Origin of the sequence: Streptomyces sp. NPDC006283 (genome assembly GCF_040613325.1) — a bacterium.
GTDB lineage: Bacteria > Actinomycetota > Actinomycetes > Streptomycetales > Streptomycetaceae > Streptomyces.
On the sequence record NZ_JBEXRZ010000388.1, the window covers coordinates 1 to 3,145 of the forward strand.

Sequence of the window (3,145 nt, forward strand, 5' to 3'; positions counted from 1 at the left end):
ACATGATCAACCTGCGTGCTTCAACCCCCACCACACACAGACCAACGACCCAGGTCAGCCGCCGTCACCGCTAATCACGCACGAGGTCGTTAGACACCGAGGCGGCTGCTGCTGCGCCGCGACGGACGGGGCCACTGCGCGTTGACATCGTGATGTTCGACGGAGTCGAGGAGCTCGACTGCATCGCTCCTTATGAAGTCTTCTCAGCCGCTGCCATGCACAGCGCTAACGGGGTCGAGGTCCGGTACGTCACCACAGGACGGCCCAGGCTGATCCGAGCCGCGTACGGAACGGCGATCCAGGTGAAGCACCGCTGGGCTCCGGCCGAAGCAGATGTGATCGTGGTGCCCGGCGGCGGCTACACCCGCCGCGCCGGACCGGGCGTCTGGGCCGAGATCGACAGCGGTGTGCTCCCACGAGCACTCGCCACCGCCCCGCGCAAAGGGCTGACGATCAGCTCGCTGTGCGGTGTCGTCAAGAACGCCCGCGTGGTCGACGACGGGGATCTCGTCACCGCCGGCGGCATCACCTCAGGGCTGGAGCTGGGCCTGTGGCTGGTGAAACGCGAACTCGGCTCGGAAGCCGCTACTGGCGTGGAGAACATGCTGGAGTACGAGGCACGGGGAACCGTCTGGCAGGCGCCCATGCACAACGCATCACGGTGCGAAGGCGTACCTCGAAGAACAGGGCGTCCTGATCGGAAAAGCTCTGTAGCTCGGTTTCCTGCGTGATCCGCCCCTCGATCCCCTGTGGCCACGGCACGCCGGCGACCAGCGATCGCGTGCCGTGGCAGGCAGCAGAACTGGCTCCGTCCACGAGACCGGACAGCAGTTTAGGAGGCGTTCGAGGGCAGCGACAGGCATTCGATGTTCACGAGTTTCAACAGCACTGGACACCGCCGAGCGCAGCGGAGCAGGGTCGGAGCGCGCCGTAGCAGTACAGGCAGGCCGCCAGCGAGGATGTCCACCATGAGCACGGACCAGACCCTCCACCCCCTCCGGCCGACGCACTCAGCATCTGCGGTGTTCGGTGCGGGAGCGGCCATCGGCGTTCTGGGCGGGATGATCGGGCTGGGCGGCGCCGAGTTCCGCCTGCCCCTGCTGATCGGCCTCTTCGGATTCGCCGCGCTGTCGGCCGTCATCCTGAACAAGGCGATGAGCCTGGTTGTGGTCCTGGCCGCGCTGCCCGCGCGACTGGCCGCGGTCCCGGCCGCTGAGGTCGCCGCCCGCTGGCCCGTCGCGGTCAATCTGCTGGTCGGCAGTCTCCTCGGCGCCTGGGCTGGCGCGTCCTGGGCGGTCCGCATGCGCAGCACCACCCTCTACAAGGTGCTGGCGGCCCTGATGGTCCTCATGGCCGCCGCGCTCGTGGTCACCCACACCATCACCCTGGACACCCTCGCGCTGCCGCTCTGGGCCCAGATCCCCGCCGGAGTCGCCGCTGGGTTCGGCAGCGGTGTCGTTGCCGCGATCATGGGGGTGGCCGGCGGGGAGCTGCTGATCCCGACGAGTGTTGCTGTTCGGGGAGGACATCAAGACCGCCGGAAGTCTCTCCCTGCTGGTCTCCCTGCCCACCATGCTGGTCGCGTTCGCCCGCTACAGCCGTGACGGCAGCTTCGCCGTCCTCGGCGCGAACCTTCGCTTCACGGCGGTCATGGCAGCCGGCTCGGTTGCCGGGGCCGTGTTGGGCGGGCTGCTCCTGGGAGTGTTCCCGGACTTGGTGCTCATCCCCGCGCTGGCCGTGATCCTGCTCGTCTCAGCAGTCAAGCTCGCCCGTCACGACTGAGCTACGGCCGGGTGCCTCCCAATGTCATGAACATCGACTCCGGCCCGAATCAGGTGCCTCCCAAAACCCGTGAACAAGTGACTTCACGACTTGTGAATCGCCACAGAGCAGTCGCCTGCTCAGGCACTTTGCGTCGTGCGCAGGACCCGTCGTGCGACCGACGTGATGTGCAGTTCGTCGGGGCCGTCGAGGATCCGGGCCGCTCTGCCGGTGCGGAACAGGGCGGGCAGTGCGGTGTCCGGACCGAGGCCCGCGGCTCCGTGCACCTGGATCGCCGCGTCGGCCACCTGCTGAAGGGTGCGGGCGGCGGCCACCTTGGCCAGGCCCACCTCGACGTGGGCGTCGAGTCCCGCGTCCAGGCGGGCCACTGCTTCGTACACGAGTGGACGGGTCGTTCGCAGGGCGAGCAGCGACTCGAAGACGTGGCGCTGCACGAGCTGGAGGTCGCCGAGCGGGCCGCGGAAGCGGGTACGCGTCACCGCGCGCTCGCGCATCAGATTGAAGGCCCGCGCTGCCTGACCCAGCCAGCGCAGGCAGCGCAGGGTGCGGCCGAGCTGGAGGCGTTCGCCCGCGACAGCCAGGGCCTTGCCGCGCTCGCCGATCAGGTGGTCACCGTCGACCACGACCTGGGCGAGGGCGATCTCCCACTGCCCGCTCGCCCCGAACACCGGCAGTTCCCGCACCACACGGAAGCCGGGCGAGTCGGACGGCACCAGGAGCAACGACAGCCCTTCCCGGTCCGCGGGTTCGCCGTCGGTGCGAGCGAGTACCGTGACCAGATCGGCGTCGGCCGCCCCGCTGGTGAACCACTTCCGCCCGCTCACCCGCCAGGTGCCGTCCGCCCCCGGCACAGCGCGGGTGGCGGTGAGGAAGGGATCCGTACCCGGTGTGTCCGGCTCGGTCATCGCGTAGCACGCCCGTATCTCGCCGGCGACCAGGCGCTCGGCGTACCGCTCACGGACGCCGGGGCTGCCGTGGCGCCACAGCATCAGTGCATCGAGCAGCGGTGCCGACCCGAGGGCGGCCGGTCCGTGGTCGCTGGCGCCCTCGGCCTCGGCGACATGGGCGTACGAGCGCAGTGGGAGTCCCTGGCCGCCGAGTTCCGTGGGAAGCGGCAGCGCCCACAGACCCTCGGTCCTGGCCTCCTTCTGCAGTTGGAGCAGGGTGGCGGCGGCATCGGGCCCACCGGCGTCCAGCACTGCCTCGCGGGGCAGCACCCGGTCGCGTACGAATGCTGCGACGCGGTCTCTCAACCCGATTGTTTCCGCCAAATGCTCACCTACGACTTTCGGCAGGAACCCCCGCCCCTGGTCCTGCTCGACGTCTCCGCTCAGGACTGGTCGTCCGCCATCCACCAGGCGAC

At 69.4% G+C, this 3,145-nt stretch carries 4 protein-coding genes; 3 read left to right on the forward strand and 1 reads right to left on the reverse strand.

The window, feature by feature from the left end; all coding sequences use genetic code 11:
* Window positions 1–149: 149 nt before the first annotated feature.
* The 3 genes from ABZ070_RS36340 to ABZ070_RS36350 all read left to right on the forward strand — a co-directional run bounded on the left by ABZ070_RS36340 (window position 150) and on the right by ABZ070_RS36350 (window position 1,782).
* Window positions 150–731: a DJ-1/PfpI family protein gene (locus tag ABZ070_RS36340; protein WP_356640359.1), complete on the forward strand. Its 582-nt coding sequence runs from the start codon at window positions 150–152 to the stop codon at window positions 729–731.
* A gap of 237 nt (window positions 732–968) precedes the next feature.
* Entirely contained in the window at window positions 969–1,604 is a 636-nt protein-coding gene (locus ABZ070_RS36345; protein ID WP_356640361.1) for a sulfite exporter TauE/SafE family protein, read from the forward strand.
* The gene (locus tag ABZ070_RS36350; RefSeq protein ID WP_356640363.1) at window positions 1,507–1,782 is read left to right on the forward strand and encodes a TSUP family transporter; all 276 of its coding nucleotides are present in this window, start codon (window positions 1,507–1,509) and stop codon (window positions 1,780–1,782) included. The genes ABZ070_RS36345 and ABZ070_RS36350 overlap by 98 nt, the downstream gene beginning before the upstream one ends.
* A gap of 119 nt (window positions 1,783–1,901) precedes the next feature.
* Here ABZ070_RS36350 and ABZ070_RS36355 read toward each other — a convergent pair whose 3' ends face one another.
* Window positions 1,902–3,077, reverse strand: coding sequence for an acyl-CoA dehydrogenase family protein (locus ABZ070_RS36355; RefSeq protein WP_356640365.1), 1,176 nt, complete (start codon window positions 3,075–3,077; stop codon window positions 1,902–1,904).
* Between the last annotated feature and the right edge of the window lie 68 nt (window positions 3,078–3,145).

Bases quoted from the DNA above. Each gene is read 5' to 3' on its own strand.
- ABZ070_RS36345 (WP_356640361.1), top strand. From the start codon at position 969: ATGAGCACGGACCAGACCCTCCACCCCCTCCGGCCGACGCACTCAGCA.